17 protein-coding genes are annotated in these 15,415 nt (G+C 52.8%); 5 read left to right on the top strand and 12 right to left on the bottom strand.

Annotated elements, in window-relative coordinates; all coding sequences use genetic code 11:
• Window positions 1-12: 12 nt before the first annotated feature.
• The 6 genes from ACN0XZ_RS06880 to fabD form a co-directional block, all read right to left on the bottom strand.
• A complete protein-coding gene (locus ACN0XZ_RS06880) occupies window positions 13-900 on the bottom strand; it encodes a YicC/YloC family endoribonuclease (protein WP_417456996.1) in 888 nt (295 codons plus the stop codon).
• Between the two features lie 82 nt (window positions 901-982).
• The gene (mltG, locus tag ACN0XZ_RS06875; protein WP_417456995.1) at window positions 983-1,969 is read right to left on the bottom strand and encodes an endolytic transglycosylase MltG; all 987 of its coding nucleotides are present in this window, start codon (window positions 1,967-1,969) and stop codon (window positions 983-985) included.
• 64 nt (window positions 1,970-2,033) lie between these two features.
• Entirely contained in the window at window positions 2,034-3,305 is a 1,272-nt protein-coding gene (fabF, locus tag ACN0XZ_RS06870) for a beta-ketoacyl-ACP synthase II (RefSeq protein ID WP_417456994.1), read from the bottom strand.
• A gap of 107 nt (window positions 3,306-3,412) precedes the next feature.
• Window positions 3,413-3,646: an acyl carrier protein gene (locus tag ACN0XZ_RS06865; RefSeq protein ID WP_194212262.1), complete on the bottom strand. Its 234-nt coding sequence runs from the start codon at window positions 3,644-3,646 to the stop codon at window positions 3,413-3,415.
• A 239-nt stretch (window positions 3,647-3,885) separates the two neighbouring features.
• Window positions 3,886-4,623: a 3-oxoacyl-[acyl-carrier-protein] reductase gene (gene fabG, locus ACN0XZ_RS06860; RefSeq protein WP_417456993.1), complete on the bottom strand. Its 738-nt coding sequence runs from the start codon at window positions 4,621-4,623 to the stop codon at window positions 3,886-3,888.
• Between the two features lie 18 nt (window positions 4,624-4,641).
• Window positions 4,642-5,580: an ACP S-malonyltransferase gene (gene fabD, locus ACN0XZ_RS06855; RefSeq protein WP_417456992.1), complete on the bottom strand. Its 939-nt coding sequence runs from the start codon at window positions 5,578-5,580 to the stop codon at window positions 4,642-4,644.
• A gap of 230 nt (window positions 5,581-5,810) precedes the next feature.
• On the opposite strand from fabD, the gene rpsF reads away from it, so the two are divergent.
• The 4 genes from rpsF (at window position 5,811) to ACN0XZ_RS06835 (ending at window position 8,852) form a co-directional block, all read left to right on the top strand.
• Entirely contained in the window at window positions 5,811-6,218 is a 408-nt protein-coding gene (rpsF, locus tag ACN0XZ_RS06850) for a 30S ribosomal protein S6 (protein WP_417456991.1), read from the top strand.
• Window positions 6,218-6,448, top strand: coding sequence for a 30S ribosomal protein S18 (gene rpsR, locus ACN0XZ_RS06845; RefSeq protein ID WP_020399103.1), 231 nt, complete (start codon window positions 6,218-6,220; stop codon window positions 6,446-6,448). Before rpsF ends, rpsR begins: the two co-directional genes overlap by 1 nt.
• A 25-nt stretch (window positions 6,449-6,473) precedes the next feature.
• Window positions 6,474-7,094: a 50S ribosomal protein L9 gene (gene rplI / locus ACN0XZ_RS06840; RefSeq protein WP_417456990.1), complete on the top strand. Its 621-nt coding sequence runs from the start codon at window positions 6,474-6,476 to the stop codon at window positions 7,092-7,094.
• A gap of 231 nt (window positions 7,095-7,325) precedes the next feature.
• Window positions 7,326-8,852, top strand: a complete 1,527-nt coding sequence (locus tag ACN0XZ_RS06835) for a replicative DNA helicase (protein WP_417456989.1) — start codon at window positions 7,326-7,328, stop codon at window positions 8,850-8,852.
• Between the two features lie 30 nt (window positions 8,853-8,882).
• On the opposite strand, the gene ACN0XZ_RS06830 is transcribed toward ACN0XZ_RS06835, so the two are convergent.
• The 5 genes from ACN0XZ_RS06830 to ACN0XZ_RS06810 form a co-directional block, all read right to left on the bottom strand.
• Entirely contained in the window at window positions 8,883-9,140 is a 258-nt protein-coding gene (locus tag ACN0XZ_RS06830) for a hypothetical protein (RefSeq protein ID WP_417456988.1), read from the bottom strand.
• Between the two features lie 78 nt (window positions 9,141-9,218).
• Window positions 9,219-10,634 (bottom strand): tetratricopeptide repeat protein, encoded by a 1,416-nt coding sequence (locus ACN0XZ_RS06825; RefSeq protein WP_417456987.1) that lies wholly within the window; start codon window positions 10,632-10,634, stop codon window positions 9,219-9,221.
• A 38-nt stretch (window positions 10,635-10,672) separates the two neighbouring features.
• On the bottom strand, window positions 10,673-11,011 hold the full coding sequence (locus ACN0XZ_RS06820) for a ferredoxin family 2Fe-2S iron-sulfur cluster binding protein (RefSeq protein WP_417456986.1): 339 nt from the start codon (window positions 11,009-11,011) through the stop codon (window positions 10,673-10,675).
• Window positions 11,008-12,162 (bottom strand): cysteine desulfurase family protein, encoded by a 1,155-nt coding sequence (locus ACN0XZ_RS06815; RefSeq protein ID WP_417456985.1) that lies wholly within the window; start codon window positions 12,160-12,162, stop codon window positions 11,008-11,010. The genes ACN0XZ_RS06820 and ACN0XZ_RS06815 overlap by 4 nt, the downstream gene beginning before the upstream one ends.
• Before the next feature lie 3 nt (window positions 12,163-12,165).
• Window positions 12,166-13,299, bottom strand: coding sequence for a cysteine desulfurase family protein (locus tag ACN0XZ_RS06810; protein WP_417456984.1), 1,134 nt, complete (start codon window positions 13,297-13,299; stop codon window positions 12,166-12,168).
• 154 nt (window positions 13,300-13,453) lie between these two features.
• Between ACN0XZ_RS06810 and ACN0XZ_RS06805 the strand changes: the two genes are divergently transcribed.
• Window positions 13,454-14,101, top strand: a complete 648-nt coding sequence (locus ACN0XZ_RS06805) for an alpha/beta hydrolase (protein WP_417456982.1) — start codon at window positions 13,454-13,456, stop codon at window positions 14,099-14,101.
• A 43-nt stretch (window positions 14,102-14,144) separates the two neighbouring features.
• On the opposite strand, the gene ACN0XZ_RS06800 is transcribed toward ACN0XZ_RS06805, so the two are convergent.
• Window positions 14,145-15,317, bottom strand: coding sequence for an anhydro-N-acetylmuramic acid kinase (locus ACN0XZ_RS06800; RefSeq protein WP_417456981.1), 1,173 nt, complete (start codon window positions 15,315-15,317; stop codon window positions 14,145-14,147).
• Between the last annotated feature and the right edge of the window lie 98 nt (window positions 15,318-15,415).

The raw sequence follows: 15,415 nt of genomic DNA, 5'->3' as shown, positions 1-15,415 counted from the left end.
CCTGCCTGCAGATTATTCAATGTTCTGAATTTGTTCACGGAATTGATCGATCAGTGCCTTAAGGTCTAGACCGATGTTCGTCAATGACGAATCGCCCGATTTAGAGCATAAAGTATTCGCTTCCCGGTTAAACTCCTGACACAGGAAATCCAACCGGCGCCCCACTGGTTTGTCACTTTTCAGGAGTTTTTTGGCTTCCACAACATGGCTATCAAGCCTGTCCAGTTCCTCCTGAATGTCCGCTTTTACTGCCATCATGGCAACTTCTTGCGCCAAACGATCTTCCGAAACAGGCTTATCGGTGTTTTGAAGCTTTGCAAGCTGCGTGAGAAAGCGCGCTTGCATCGCTTCAACCCTGTCACCAGCGGTAGCTCGAGCCCTCTCTGAAAGCGATTGAATTTCGGCCAGTTGTGCGCCCAGCACCTCGCCCATTCTTCCGCCCTCATCTTCGCGCGTGGCTTTAAGCGCCTTTAGAAGCTCTAGCAAGTCTTTCGCCAGAACCTGTTCCAGCGCCTCACGTTCATCATCGCTGGTTTCCCTGACGCTGAGGTCAGCCACGCCTTTGATAGCCAGAAGGCCATCAATGCTCGCCTGCGCAACGCCGCCATGCCCGCCATATTGCGCCGCCACATCTATAAGTGCCTTCAGGCGTTCTTCATTGATTTCAAACACGGCTTCATCACCGTCCCGCGTTACGGTCAGGTTGATAAATACTGAGCCGCGCGCCAGTGCGCCGCCAACCATGCGTTTAATCTGCAAATCAAAGCCGTCCAAAAAGGTCGGTAATTTACACCGCACCTCTAGGCCCTTGTTGTTGACGCTTTTGATCTCCCAGTTCCAGCGAAAGCCAGAGCCTTCCCCTGCCCTGCGCGCGAAACCGGTCATGCTGCTAAGCGGCATACTATTCCTTCCTCAATAAACTACCCGCGCACTATAGAGAGCCAGATTGGGAAACGGCACCCCAAAACGTACCACATGATAGCTATCGTCTCGACTTGGCTTCGATCTGACGCCAACGCGCCACATTACGGTTATGTTCCTGAAGTGTATTTGCGAACGCATGGCCGCCGCTACCATCCGCCACAAAATACAGATAAGATACATCTGCTGGCTTAAGCACGGCCGCGATTGATGCTTTGCCGGGGTTTGCAATCGGCGTGGGCGGTAGCCCTCCAACCCGATAGGTATTATAAGGTGTTACCTCGCTCAGATCCGAACGCAAAATAGGACGGTCGAGCATCTCGCCGTTCGTAATGCCGTAAATCACCGTTGGGTCTGATTGTAGGCGCATGCCACGCTTCAGCCTGTTTACGAACACCGCAGCCACCAAGGGTCGCTCGGACGCAACAGCGGTTTCTTTCTCCACGATTGAAGCAAGGATAATGGCCTCATCAGGGCTTTGAATTGGCAAGGCGTTGTCGCGGTCTGGCCAAAGCCTGTCGACCTCAGCCCATAGGGCTGCTTGCATTCGGCCAATGAGGTTTTTAGCGCTGTCGCCACGTTCATAAAAATAGGTATCCGGCAGCAAACTGCCTTCGGGCGGACGGGTGTAACCTGTCATATCGAGGCCAAAGCTGGCTTTAAGTATCGCCTCAACTTCCGCCACACTGCGCCCCTCAGGCACCACCAAGCGCCGCATGTAGCGATCGCCGTTTCCAATCTTGGAAAAGACCTCCGTGAGCTTGATTCCGGCAGCCAGTTCATACTCGCCCGCCTGCAAACGTCGCTCCATGCCAAGAAGGCGCGCCGCAAGCCTGAAATGCCAGTTTGCAGCAACAAGACCTTGCTGCTTCGCCACATAACTTGCCCGCAACAGCCCGTTGCCCGGGGCGATATAATAATACTGGGTTTCGGTTGTCTGAGCGGGTCGGTCTAAAATGGCGCGTGCCACACCCCATGCCACACTTGCCGCCATCGCGAACATGAGCACAACAAACAAGCAGACAATAAAAAACCGGCTCTGGATCATGATGTTAGCCTATCAGGCTAGTTTCAGGTTCCAAAGCCGGTCTTGATATCTTCAGGCGATATTATTAGTCGCCGTTGTATTCCCGCATCACGAGAGACGCATTGGTACCGCCAAACCCGAATGAGTTGGACAGCGCTACCTTAACGTCACGCTCCTGCGCAACCAGAGGCACGAGGTCGATGCCCTCACACCCATCTGCACGGTCATGCAGATTCAGGGTTGGCGGTACGATATTGTCCTGGATCGCTTTAATACAGAAAATCGCTTCAACCGCCCCGGCAGCACCAAGCAGGTGGCCGATTGATGACTTCGTCGACGACATGGCAACCTTCGCCGCATGATCACCAAGCAGACGCTTTACCGCACCAAACTCAATTGGGTCACCGACCGGCGTAGAAGTGCCGTGCGCATTGATATAGTCAATCTCATCAATGTTGATGCCTGCCCGCTTCACCGCTGCCTGCATGGAGCGGTAGCCACCGTTTCCGTCTGGCACGGGTGCTGTCACGTGATATCCGTCACCTGACATGCCGTAGCCGGTCACCTCAGCATAGATTTTAGCGCCACGCTTCTTGGCGTGCTCAAGTTCTTCAAGCACAACAACACCGGCACCTTCGCCCATGACAAAACCGTCATGGCCTTTGTCCCACGGGCGCGAAGCCTGCTCTGGCGTGTCGTTGTACTTGGTTGAAAGCGCTTTTGCCTGACTAAAGCCTGCCATACCGATGCCGCAGATCGACGCTTCCGCGCCACCTGCAATCATGACATCTGCGTCATCAAGCATAATCAAACGTGCCGCGTCGCCGATGGCGTGCGCCCCCGTCGAGCAAGCTGTTACCGGTGCGTGGTTTGGCCCTTTAAAGCCGTATTTGATAGACACGTTTCCGGATACAAGGTTGATGATCGAGCCAGCAATAAAGTGCGGGCTAATCCGACGATGACCACGTTCGTGCAAGAGAACCGCCGAATCCGCAATCCACCTCAAACCACCGATACCAGCACCAATCATAACACCGGTGCGCAGGCATTCTTCCTCACCAGGATCTTCCCACCCCGCATCGCGAGCAGCCTGCATCGCAGCAGCCATACCAAAAATAATAAAATTATCTACGCGGCGCTGGTCTTTCGGCTCCATCCAGTCATCGGCATTAAATGTGCCGTTGCTGCCGTCGCCCAAGGGCACCTCACACGCAATTTTGCATGGAAAATCACTCGCATCATAAAGGGTGATTGGCCCTGCGCCAGATTTACCGTCAATCAAACGCTTCCAGGTTTCATCAACGCTGGAGGCCAGCGGCGAAACCATACCCAAACCTGTAACTACTACTCGTCTCATCTGTCCATCCTCAATTCAATCGATCGGCCCAAACCTGACAGAAAATGAAAAGGGCAACAGCCTAACCCCGCGGCCCGGCTGTTGCCCCACTGAATAACAGATTCAGCTTAGGAATTCGCGCTAATAAAGTCGATCGCGTCCTTTACAGTCTGAATTTTTTCAGCTGCATCGTCCGGGATCTCAATACCGAATTCTTCTTCAAACGCCATAACCAGCTCAACGGTATCCAGGCTGTCAGCGCCCAGATCGTCAATGAAGCTAGCGGTGTCGGTTACTTTATCTTCGTCAACACCGAGGTGCTCGACTACGATTTTCTTCACCTTGTCGGCGATATCGCTCATTGCTTTTTTCCTCGTTTTTTACACCGAAATGTAAGGGGACAGTCCCTTGTTTGAAGCCCCCCCGTGTTGCGGAAATCCTAGCAATCTTGAGCCAGATCGCCCGCATCGAGGGCGCTAGTAACACAGTTTCTTCCCTTTGAGAAGACACTGTTATGTTTTTATGGCAAGCGCCTTGGCACTACCTCTACCAACTATTGGTCTTTGGGACAAAACAAAAAAGCACCAAAAACCAATCAAAATTAAATCATCGCCAGACCGCCATTGACGTGCAAAGTCTGGCCCGTGACATATTTTGCTTCGCTACTGGCCAAATACAAGACCGCCGCTGCAATATCTTCTGGCGATCCCAGCTCCCCGCTTGGAATGCCGCTCGTGATCGCAGCCTTCTGCTCGTCATTAAGCACATCCGTCATCGGCGTTGCGATAAAGCCTGGTGCCACACAGTTTACTGTGATTCCCCGGCTCGCAAGCTCTGACGCCAGGGATTTGGACATGCCGATCATCCCCGCTTTGGACGCACAATAGTTCGCCTGCCCCGGGTTGCCTGTGACGCCAACCACAGAAGTAATGTTAACGACCCGGCCCCAGCGTGATTTCATCATGCCACGCATTAGGCCCTTGATAAGCCGGAAAGAGCTCTCGAGATTGACCTGCATGACGCTGTCCCAATCCTCGTCTTTCATACGCATTGCGAGATTATCTTTGGTGATCCCCGCGTTATTGACGAGAATATCGACACCACCGAGCACTTCTGTAGCATCCTTAACCAACTGGTCCACGCTCGCACGATCAGACAGATTCGCCGTCACAATATACACGCGCTCGCCAAGGCTTGCGGCTAGCTCTTGCAGCTTCTCAGCACGCGTACCAGAGATAGCGACCTCAGCCCCCGCCGCGTGCAGCATACTAGCGATCGCAGCGCCAATGCCGCCTGTTGCACCGGTTACCAGTGCCTTCTTGCCCGTTAAATCAAACATAATTTACCCCTTAGACCTTTATAATGACGCTGCAAACGTATCGATATCAGCAGGATCCTGCAGGTTGACTGTGGCGAGATCACGATCAATACGCCGCACAAGGCCAGTAAGCACCTTCCCAGCTCCTACCTCAACCACCTCATGAACCCCAAGTGATCCAAATGCAGCCACGCTCTCACGCCAACGTACGGCAGCGGTGACCTGTTCAACGAGTAGCGTACGAACACCTTCCGGTTCGCTGATCGGCGCGGCTATTACGTTCGCAATGACAGGGACCACTGGCCGGTTGATGGCGACGTCTGCAAGCGCATCTTTCATTTCATCCGCTGCTGGCTTCATAAGCGGGCAATGGAACGGTGCAGAAACTGGTAACAACAGTCCGCGCTTTGCACCTTTTGCTTTGGCAAGTTCAATAGCCCTTTCAACAGCAGCCTTGTGGCCCGACACCACGACCTGGCCGTCAGAGTTATCATTTGCGGTGACGCAAACCTGGCCGTCGGATGCTTCCTCCGCAACCGCGTTCACATCTTCAAGGCTAAGACCGAGAATGGCCGCCATGGCACCCTCACCCACAGGCACAGCCCGCTGCATCGCCTGACCACGCAGCTTCAGAAGCCGTGCAGCATCTGAAATGGAGAACGCACCAGCGGCGGCTAACGCAGAATATTCGCCAAGGGAATGACCCGCCACATGGCTTGCAATGTGCTCGACCTTCTTACCACCAGCCTCGAGCACCCTAATCACTGCCATGGAGACAGCCATGAGGGCGGGCTGCGTGTTTTCGGTCAAACGGAGATCGTCCTCCGGCCCTTCCCACATGATTTTTGAAAGATTCTGAGAGAGAGCGTCATCCACCTCTTCAAAAACAAGACGTGCTGCTTCTTCAGCATCTGCTAACGATTTTCCCATGCCGACAAATTGGCTGCCTTGGCCGGGGAACACGAGTGCGCGGGTCATAAACCACCTCCGATTGCCCATCTCTTTAGCGCCAAATGGCACATGCCGTAGCGTCAGTGCAAGAGTTTAGAGGATTTTATTCGCCAATGGCAGGCTTTCCCTTGCATTTAACCTGTCATGGCGCTATAGAGGCCCGTCTTTTGCCCCGCTGGGGCCAAGGGCTTTTGTTAAGGAGAGCTGGAGGCACCCGTCATTGCGACTGGTGAACGATCAGCAATTAGGAGCAAAACATGGCTACTTACGAGCATGTTTTCATCGCGCGGCAGGACGTAAATGCCTCGCAGGTGGAAAGCATCACTGCCGACTTCTCCAAGATCATTGAGGAGAATGAAGGCAAGGTCGCTAAGACCGAATACTGGGGTCTCAAGAACCTCGCATACAAAATCAAAAAGAATCGCAAAGGCCACTATGTTCTTATGAACATCGATGCGCCGCACGCAGCTGTTGCCGAGATGGAGCGTCAAGCACGCCTTCATGAAGACGTTATCCGTTTCATGACCATCCGTGTAGAAGAGCTTGAAGCTGGCGATTCTATCGTGCTTCGCGCTAAAGCTGACAAAGAGCGCCGCGGCCCTCGCCCAGAACGTGGCGACCGTGGTGATCGCGGTGATAACCGTGGTGAAAGGAGGCCCCGCTAATGGCTGCTCGTCGTCCTTTTTTCCGCCGTCGTAAAACGTGTCCGTTTTCCGGTGAAAATGCACAAGTAATTGATTATAAAGACGTAAAACTGCTTCAGAAGTATGTTTCTGAGCGTGGTAAAATCGTACCTAGCCGGATCACAGCCGTTTCTGCAAAGAAACAGCGTGAACTCGCTAAAGCGATCAAGCGCGCCCGTAACATCGCCCTGCTGCCGTTTATCGTCAGCTAATCGCTCACCCTAAAGGAGACATAAAATGCAAGTCATCCTGCTGGAACGCGTCGAGAAACTCGGCCAGATGGGCGATGTCGTAACCGTTAAGGACGGTTTTGCCCGTAACTTCCTGCTGCCACAAAACAAAGCTCTTCGTGCAACTGCATCGAACAAAGCTGCGTTTGAGGCTGATAAAGCTCGCCTTGAAGCTGAAAACCTTGAGCGTCGTAAAGAAGCTGAAGCTGTTGCAGCAAAAATGGGCGACCTCAAAGTTGTTATGGTTCGCGCCGCTGGTGAAAGCGGTCAGCTTTATGGTTCTGTATCAAGCCGCGATATTGCTGATGCTGTTACCGAAGCCGGTGTTGCGATCAACCGCAACCAGGTTGTTCTTGACCGCGCGATCAAAACTCTTGGCCTGCACGACGTTGTCATTCGTCTGCACCCTGAAGTTTCCAAGACCGTTGTTGTTAACATCGCTCGCTCTGAAGCTGAAGCTGAGACCCAGTTTGAAACTGGCTCTGCTGTTACAGGCGGCGTGTCTGACGATGAAGACTTGGTTGAAGAAGAAGTTGTTGAAGACCTCTTCGAAGAGGAAGCACCAGAAGAAGCTGTTGAAGAAGTGGTTGCTGCCGCTGAAGACGACGCTGAAAAAGCTGACGCTTAATCTTACCAATATATCCACGGAAAAGGCGGCTTTCGAGCCGCCTTTTTTTATGCCTATGCTCAAAAAGCTCAGTTATCCCCAAAGTTATACCTCTGTGGATAACTTTGTGGTGGAAAAGGTGAATTAGCTGTTTCTGCCTCACCTTCCCTATGGCATGGTCGCGCCTCAAACGGGACGCAGACGCACTGCACAATACCCGGCTCAGGGAAACACCACCACGGAGGGCTCCTTATGGAAGCGCTGAAATCAGACGCTGCCAACGACGAAGATCAGTTGCCGCATTACCGCCAACCACCTCACAACCTGGAGGCGGAACAGGCCCTACTCGGCTCGATCCTCGTCAACAATGAAGCCGCGCAAAAGGTTCAGGGTTTCCTCCTTTCAGAGCACTTCTTTGAGCCCGTTCACGGGCGCATATACGATTCTGTCCTTAAGCTGATGGACAAGAACCAGATTGCAGACCCGGTAAAACTGAAGCCCTATTTTGATAACGATGAAGCACTGGCTGATGTCGGCGGTGCGAAATATCTGGTGCGTCTCGCTGCATCTGCTGCCACGATCATCAACGCAGAAGATTACGGTCGCACCATCTATGATCTCGCCATGCGCCGTGCGCTTATCCAGATCGGGGAACAGATGGTCAACGACGCGTATGACGCTCCCGTTGACGCCGAAGCAAGCGAACAGATATCCGACGCTGAAAAACAGCTCTTTGACCTTGCCGAACTTGGGCAGGCCGAAACAGGGGCGCAAGCCTTCTCCCGCGCACTTAGAACAGCGGTAGAGAACATTGAGAACGCATACAAGGACCCGGATAGCCTTTCAGGCGTCACCACGGGTCTTACACGACTGAATGAAAAGATTGGCGGGCTGCATAACTCGGACCTCATGATTCTTGCTGGACGTCCAGCCATGGGGAAAACCGCGCTCGCCACCAATATCGCGTTTAATGCCGCCAAGCGCTATGCAGATGACATGCTCGCGGGCATTGAACCTGAACGCTCGAAAGGCGCTGTTGTTTGCTTCTTCAGCCTCGAGATGTCAGCTGATCAGTTGGCTGCTCGTATCCTGTCTGACATTGCAAACCGGCACTATAACGGGCCAGACCCCATACAATCTCACGCCATGCGTCAAGGTAAACTGACCCAGGATCAGTTTGAGGCGATTGCACGTGCGGCTATTGAGCTTGAAGATACACCGCTTTTTATCGATGACACCCCTGCACTGACAATTGCCGCGCTGAGAAACCGCGCGCGACGCCTCAAGCGCCAGCACAATCTAGGGCTCGTCGTCGTCGATTACCTGCAACTTCTCAGGGGCTCCGGCAAGGGAACATCCGCAGAAAATCGCGTGCAGGAGATTTCAGAAATTACGCGTGGTCTCAAAGGCTTAGCAAAAGAACTTCATGTTCCTGTTATCGCTCTGTCTCAGCTCAGCCGTGGTGTGGAGCAGCGCGAGAACAAGCGCCCGATGCTCTCTGACCTTCGTGAGTCAGGTTCGATCGAGCAAGACGCCGATATGGTCATGTTTGTATTCCGTGAGGAATATTACAAAGAGAAAGAACAGCCATCAGAGAGCGACCAGACCAAACACGCAGAATGGCAAGCGCAAATGCAGGCACTATACGGCAAAGCTGAAGTGATTATCGGCAAACAGCGGCACGGCCCTGTGGGGACCGTGCATCTGGCGTTCGAGAAAGAATGCACCCGCTTTACCGATCTGATCGATGACGATCACCTGCCTGAGCGATTCGAATAGCCGCTCAGGCAGCATTCATAACGCTTTATATTATTCGTCGCAGGTAATGGTGATTTTTTTGCCGCTTGGGCGTTCAATGGTTACGCTACCGCCATTGGTTTTGCAGTTGATCTCCGCGTCGCCCGAGTGAACGACAATTTCGCGGCTATCGCTTTCAATTACCAGATCATTTTCGCCAGCGAGCTGCCAGCTATCCTCATAGGACGGATCATCCGACATCCAGCTTGATACCGCTGCTGCTGCAACAATGAGCCCCAAAACCCCCAGAAAAATAGTATTCCTCGTCATGATTATGTCCTCGCGCTATTTATATTTATTCAGCTAAAGATAACCATTCCTGCAAAACTTTCAAGAAAGTGAACCGTTCTATTTCGCGTGTGCTTTCCTGATACTATTACACCTTTTCACGTATTTGGGGACCTCCTTGTCATTGGAAAGGGTCCAGAAAATAGCGTCATCAGAGCATTCTGTATCTGAGAGAACAGCACCTGCAATAAGCTGGATGCTGTCAGAAAATCTGAGATAACCACCAAAAAGGGCAAGCTGATCCACATACCAGAAGCCCCGTCTATTGGTGTCTCCGAAAACTGACAGGAGATAATGCCTGCAGGACAGGGAAAGCTTCTCGGTCACAAGGTGCCCATACGGAAGATATACAAAGGGAGCGGAGATCATGTCCCATACTGGTCCAAATTCGATATAATATAGCGCCGGATCACATACTCTCTCAAAGAACTCAAACAAACGGTCCTCACTGTTGAGGACAGAGTCTGCATCCAAAATTAGATAGTCTCGTTTAAATCGATCTTGGAAATAGGGCGCCAAGATAAACCGATTTGACGCTAGGTAGCTTACTTGCTTCGCCAAGCTTCCTTGTTCGTGCAACTCGTGGGAGACGATGAGCGTTACAGCATTCTGATCGCTGAATTCTTTTAACCAATCAAAATTCTCTACACTACCGTTAATGAGGTGCACATGGAGTGTTACCTTTTCATGGCATCCACTCATCGACATCAAGAGGTTCTGCCCAAACCTCTCAAAATATCCGCTGTCACATGAGAAAAAGACAACAGGTTGATCAGGGAGTGTTTCTGGCTCATCAACAAACTCAAAAATATCAGCCAAAGGGTTGGCTTCCCCATTTAGCGCTGAATCATATGTCTCTGGATAAGTATCAAGAAGCCCTCGTGAATCAAAGGGCTGCACAAGAGCGCCCCGCCCAATCAACAGATTTCCGAACAAGAAAGCCTTTGGCATGGTGTGCGACAGGTGCTCTCCCTTACTGAGCGCAACACGCGCGCAAGATAGCGCCCGACCATGATCCCCCGCCAGCGATGCCATTAAACCGAGCTTTGCCAGAGAGTTAACATCTTCAGGATCCAGCTCGCAAGCTGTCTGCAGCAATTGCGCCGCAGCACTATAAAACCCGCGCTGCATATAAGTTTGAGCTATGGTGATCCGCAAGGTTATATCACCCGGATACTGCCGGAGTAGAATACGAGCGTACTGGGCCAACTTATGCTGGGGAGCCTTCCTTGAAAACCTGACAAAACTCATCAAACGCAGAAAATCTCTTTCCCGTGCATTTTCTGGTGCAATCTTGGGGTTATCGTCCAGTTCGTCCCGCCGCTCTTTTGTTATTTCCTTACAAAAATTGGGCAGAGGGATACCACCGGAATTCAGTATCCGCTTATAATAGACATTACAGTGCTCGATTTTATTATAATCAATCTCTGAATAAAGACTGTTATTCTCAAACCGATCCTTAGCAGTAGAAGCCATAGTCCCCCCGAAGACACTACCCTTGCAATGACAGCCAACTAAAAGCCCATCATGTTCCGCGTCGCCTTTGGCAAAAACAGGCGGATACCATCTAGCTCACTTGTTAGCAACACCTGACACCCAAGCCTTGATGTAGCTGTCAAACCAACAGCAAGGTCGAGCATCTCCTCCTCATCCTCGCAGGCGGCTGGCAAGCGTTCAAAATCCTTGTCTTCAACGATTACATGGCAGGTTGAGCATGCCATGTTCCCTTCGCACGCCCCTTCCATCTCAAGGCCCAGTTCGTGAGCGAGCTGCAGCACGGTAACATTCTGTTCCGTTTCAACCTGCTGCTCCGAACCGTCTGCATGAATAAAAGTGACCGTGATTTTACTCATGCTGCCCCCTTCCTGAGCGAGATAATCGCTTTCTGAAACACTGTGACTGCACGGTCGATTTCCTCATCTGTCGTAAAACGACCAATGCCAATACGGAGTGCCGATTTGCTCTCACTCTCGCTGCGCCCCAATGCTGACAGTACATAAGATGGCCCGCTAACCGCTGATGCGCACGCAGCGCCACTTGAAAGAGCCAACCCACGCACACTTGCGAGTAGCATATCGCCATCAATCCCGGGAAAACTGACGTTCAGGTTCCCTGCCCATCGTTTTTGTTCACTGCCGTTCACAATAATGTCCGGGGCAGCGTCAAGGAGCCCAAGCTTCAGCCTTGTCATCAGTGTCTCTAATCGCCCGGCCTCCTGGGTCATATCCGTAAGCGCCAAGGCTGCGGCCGCGCCAAGCCCTGCAACAAGCCCAGGAGCCTGGGTGCCGGACCTTACGCCGCCTTCCTGTCCGCCACCAGACATCTGCGGTGCTAGTGATCTAGCGCGCCCAGAACGTTTATAGATCGCCCCCACGCCCTTAGGTCCGTATATCTTGTGGCCTGATATACTCATGAAATCGAGACCCAAAGCATTCACATTTAACGGTATTTTACCGAATCCCTGTGCGGCATCGCTATGGAACAAGGCGCCTTTTGCGCGCGCCAACCGGCCAATCTCTGCAAGGGGCTGGATGACGCCAATCTCATTGTTCACAGCCATAACGGACACCAGCGCAGTTCTCTCTGTTACCGCATCACGCACGTCATCCAAATTTACAAGGCCGTCTTTCTTAACGGGTAAAACGGTAACCTCATATCCTTGGCGTTTGCAGGCCATGACGGCCTCAAGCACGCACTTGTGTTCCGTCACCACCGTGACCAAATGTGGTCGTTTTCTGCCCCAAACCTCCATCACCCCTTTAATCACAAGATTATTCGCTTCCGTCGCGCCTGAAGTGAAGATGATCTCGTCACTCTGCGAGCCAATCACCTCGGCAACCTGTTCGCGTGCGATATCAAGAGCCGCGTCCGCCTCCCAGCCGTAGGTGTGTGTGTTTGAATGCGGATTACCAAATTTTTCGGTAAAAAAGGGCATCATGGCTTCCAACACTCTCGGATCGAGAGGTGTTGTAGCCTGATAGTCAAGGTAGATGGGCTTCGTCATCATCTATCCCTGTACTGCCGTGCGGTCATAGAGAGTTTTCCAGGCACTGATAAACTTGTCGATATCACTATCGGTCGTTCCGTAGCCCAATGAAATTCGGACAGAAGCGTCAGCCACTCCCGCTTCATAGCCCATTGCATCCAGCACATGGCTCACTTTCACTTTGCCTGACGAGCAGGCGGAACCGCTTGAGACACAAATGCCGTTAAGATCAAAATGCATCACCTGCGTTTCGCCTTTAACACCTGGCATCGCAATACAGCTTGTATTGTTAAGCCTGGGCACCCGCTCAGCCACAATCTGTGCCGCATTGGTGTGGCTTTTGATTTCGCTTTCCAGCCTGTCCCGCATAGCTGCTAACTCCGCCCCTTTGCCGAGCTCAGCCATCGCCTCGAGCGCCGCCACGCCAAAGCCGACAATGCCCGCAACATTTTCCGTGCCGGAGCGACGGGAAAGTTCTTGGCCACCACCAGCTATAAGTGCCTGCAACGGCGCTGTAGGCGCTGAGATAATCGCCCCTACACCCTGCGGACCGCCAATCTTGTGGGCAGAAAGCGTTAGATAGTCGACACCGAGTGCCGCGCGGTCGATCATGATCTTGCCTGCGGCCTGCACGGCATCCGTATGGACGCGTGCGCCATGCTCCCGCGCCAAAGCTGCAACATCAGCAATCGGTTGAATGGCACCCATCTCATTGTTTGCGTACATAACAGACACCAGCGCAGGTTTTGGCGCATCCTTGAGGTGATGCTCAAGCATGGTCATGTCCACAACACCGTCACCATCCACCGGCACCTCCAAGACTGGCAACCCGCTCGCTGCAGCCGCAGCCCGAACGCAGTCATGTTCTATTGCGGAGATAATAAGAGAGGCTGCGCCTGCCCCGCGAATCACCGTATTGCTCGCTTCGGTACCACCAGAACAGAAGGTAACATCACGCGCGCGACTACCGGCGAGCGCAGCGACCTGCGCCCTCGCCTGCTCTACCATTGCCCTAGCCTTGCGGCCAGCATCATGCACTGAGGACGGGTTACCATATACCGCCATAGCACCAGCCACAGCATCTATTACGGCACTGCGGATAGGTGCAGTTGCATTATAATCGAGATAGACCATGCTTTTCATAGCGCCTGACATAAGGTGCATCCCACCGGCATTCAATTCTAAATTCATGCTCCCGCACGAGTTTGCTTGCGATTCGGTACCAAAATTCTATATACGAGGGTCAAGACCTCATCGCGGAAACTGTTCCGTATCATGCCAACTAATTATAAGCGCACAAAGATCACAGATGCCCGAAATTATTTTCAGTGGACCAGCCGGTCGCCTTGAAGGCCGTTATCAACCCGGTAAAACCGAAACTGCTCCCGTTGCATTGATCCTTCACTCCAACCCCCAGTATGGCGGAAAGATGGATGAAAAGATCAGCTATTATCTGTACCATGCCTTTGCGCACCGGGGCTTTGCTACCCTGCGATTTAACTTCCGGGGTGTTGGCCGTAGCCAAGGCGAGTTTGATGCAGGCACAGGCGAACTATCGGACGCTGCTTCAGCGCTTGACTGGCTCCAGTCAATGAACCCGAATTCAACCGGCACTTGGATCGCAGGCTTCTCTTTTGGCGCATGGATTGGCATGCAATTGCTGATGCGGCGACCCGAAATCAAGGGCTTCATCTCGGTGGCGCCACCGGCAAACCTCTATGACTTCTCATTCCTGGCACCATGTCCATCATCTGGCCTCATCATTCAGGCCGATCAGGATGACCTGGTGACACCAATTTCAGTCCAGAAGCTGGTTGAGAAGCTGAAGACCCAAAAAGCCATTACCATTCATCATGATACGGTCAAGGGTGCCAATCATTTCTTCGAGAATGAGCTGAATCACCTGATGGCATCCGTGAACTCATATCTCAACCTCCGCCTTAGCGCTGGCGAGTAACGAGAACAAAGTTGGAAATGAGGGGCGATTTTCGTCCCTTTTTTTATGATTTGCCGCCCCAGCGTGCACGCCGCGAACTCGGTTTATGCAAAACGCCCCCCGTAGTTGGTTCGCTGCATCCTGTTGTACTCGGCAGGCTTAGAGGTAGACCACGCAACGACCTTACAGCAAGAAATGCAAAGGCCTCTGCCTCGATAGCGTCACCTCGCAGACCTAAAACCTCAATCGGATCGACGAGCACTGGCATACGGCGCCTGAGCCGCCGCATCAGTGTTGGGTTATGGCGCCCGCCCCCTGTCACGTACCACGCATCCGGTGGTGTTGGGAAATGGCTCTGAGCTGAGATAACAGATTCAACAACAAAATTGGTAAGCGTCGCCGCACCATCCTCTGCGGATAAGCCCCGCACCGCTTGAATATTGAAATCGTCGCGGTCCAGTGTTTTCGGCGGTTTTTCATCAAAGTATGGCGATGCCATCAAGCCCATCACCACTTCCTCATGGTTCAACCCACGTGCTGCCAGATTGCCATCAATGTCTACTGGTTTACCCGTGTGTATTTCAGCCCAGTCATCCAGCATGGCGTTGCCAGGGCCTGTATCAAACGCAACAATCTCCGGGTCATCAGCACCGTTCTTAAACGAAACCCATGTAACATTTGCCACGCCCCCAATATTCAGCACGGCCACCACCTCATGGCGGCGTGCGCGGCCAAGCAATGCGGCGTGATACAGAGGGACAAGCGGCGCCCCTTCCCCGCCTGCGGCCACATCCGCTGTACGAAAATCATTCACAACCTTGATGCCTGTGCGACCGGCTAAGCGGCCGCCATCACCAATCTGCCACGTCCAGTGTCGGTCAGGCCGGTGGGTCAGGGTTTGGCCGTGAAAACCGATAACATCTACATCTGCAACTGTGTGGCCTGTCACGGCCAGCAGTTCGTCAACCGCGTCTGCGTGCCAGTCCGTCAGGTCCTGCTCAAGTTGTCTGATATCCTCGGGCACCGGCGTGTTGTGAGAACAACTGGTAGCAAGGCTAAGCCCCCTTTTCACCTGGTCTCGCATCGCGGGTGTATAGGGTAGCGTCAACGATGGGCCCAAGCGCTCAACCTTCACCCCATCCGTATAGATCATTGCTGCATCGATACCGTCCATCGATGTGCCACTCATCAGCCCAATCGCGCATTTGATTTCGCCGGACTTACCCAAAACTGACATAGAACACCCGTTTCCCTCGTTGGATGGAAGCTATAGCTTTGCCTTTGGCTCACCCTATGCTACATCAGCCCGCTCTTAAACGATTTTTGTAACAACGC

This window comes from Kordiimonas sp., assembly GCF_048264555.1.
Classification (GTDB): Bacteria; Pseudomonadota; Alphaproteobacteria; order Sphingomonadales; family Kordiimonadaceae; genus Kordiimonas.
The sequence above is the reverse complement of the archived record's forward strand: the minus strand, read 5'-3'. Positions and strand labels throughout refer to the sequence as shown.